The organism is Rhizobacter sp. P2_H2 (assembly GCF_056403375.1).
This window is the reverse complement of record NZ_JBFUFP010001245.1, coordinates 1-1,449: the sequence shown is the minus strand read 5'-3', so window position 1 is coordinate 1,449 and position 1,449 is coordinate 1. Positions and strand designations below refer to the sequence as shown.

The following is a 1,449-nucleotide window of genomic DNA, read 5'->3' as shown; positions in this document are numbered from 1 at the left end:
CGGCACGAATGCCGGCGCGAACCGGGCCAGCGTGATGTCGCGCTTGCCGCCGCGCCCCGGCGTCCGCTCCACCTCGAAGCCGGCCGTCACCAGCCCGTCGCGCACCGCGCGTGCGGAACTCCAGGTGGCGGCCGTCGCGCCCGGGGCGGCCAGCCGGCCGAGGGTCTTCAGCAGGCGGCTGTCCCAGGCATCGGGGTTGCGCGCGGGGGCGAAGCCGTCGAGGTAGAACGCATCGACCTCGGCCACCAGTTCGGGCAGCCAGTCGCGCGCGTCGCCGAGCGCGAGCAGCAGCTGGACCCGGCCGCCCTCGAACGAGAGGCGGTGCAGGTTGGGCGTCAGCGGCGGCCAGGCGGCTTCGAGCTGCGGCGCGAGCGCGGCCCATGCCGGCTCGCGCGGGACGTGCTGCAGGTCATCGCGGCGCAGCGGGTTCAGCTCGGTCGAGACGAAGACCAGCGTGTCGCAGCGCTGCGCATCGCGCCGCCAGGCATCCCAGGTGGCGAGGAAGTTGTTGCCGAGGCCGAAGCCGGTCTCCAGCACGACGAAGCGCGTGCGGCCCTGCCAGCGCTGCGGCAGCTGGTTGCCGCCGAGGAAGACGTGCAGGGCCTGCTGCGCTGCGCCGGCGAGCGGGTGGTAGACATCGCCATGGCGCGGCGAGAACGGCAGCCCCTCGGGCGACCAGCCGAGCTCCGCCGGCACGATCGGGCGGCTGTTCATGCTGCGCGGCGCGCGAGCCAGTCCAGCAGGCGGTCGCGCGCATCGGTCAGGCCGCGGTAGGCCAGCACGGCGGGGCTCATCGTCGACAGCGCATCGTGCACCTGGCGCGCCTGCGCAGGGTCGGCCAGCGCCTGCGCGAGCGGCGTGACGCTGACACGGATCGTGAACACCGCCTGGCGCACGCCCGGCACCGGGATGAAGGTCTGGTGCTCGGTGCGGAAGAAGGCGCGCGCCGCGAGCTCGTCGGCCGTGGCGGCCGGCGACCACGGCGCCGGGTCGACGCGGTCCGGGTGCGCATGCAGCCGCGGGTGCCGCGTGATCGTCCAGACGAAGCGCTCCCAGCGATCGGGCTGCGTGACGAGCCGCGCGAGGTGCTCGCCGGCGTTGACGAGCAGCAGGTTGTCGGCGACCGGGGCGTGCACCTCGGCGAAGTGCCGGCCGACTTTCTCTTCGGGTGCCCAGTTCGACGGCAGGCACACCGCGAGCCACGGGATGCGGGCGCTGTCGCCGTCGATGACCGCGAAGTCTTCGGCGAACGCGAGGCACAGCAGCGCCGGCAGCCGCCATTCGCGCGGCAGGGCCGACAGGCAGCGGCCGATGTCGGGCGCGGCGTCGCCATCGGCCTGCGGCTCGTCGCCCGCGAGCGACCAGCCGAGCCAGGGGGCGTGCCAGGCGCCGGCCTCGTGGTGCCATGCGGCGGGCCACTCGGCGGCAGCGTGCCCGCACAGCGCGGCC

2 protein-coding genes are annotated in these 1,449 nt (G+C 75.2%); both read right to left on the bottom strand.

Features of this window, described 5'->3' with window-relative positions; all coding sequences use genetic code 11:
- On the bottom strand, positions 1–714 hold a 714-nt coding region (mnmC2, locus tag AC1D15_RS32025; RefSeq protein ID WP_477829226.1), incomplete at its 3' end, for a tRNA (5-methylaminomethyl-2-thiouridine)(34)-methyltransferase MnmC2.
- On the bottom strand, positions 711–1,449 hold a 739-nt coding region (locus tag AC1D15_RS32020; protein ID WP_477829225.1), incomplete at its 5' end, for a heme-dependent oxidative N-demethylase subunit alpha family protein. The genes AC1D15_RS32020 and mnmC2, both read right to left, overlap by 4 nt.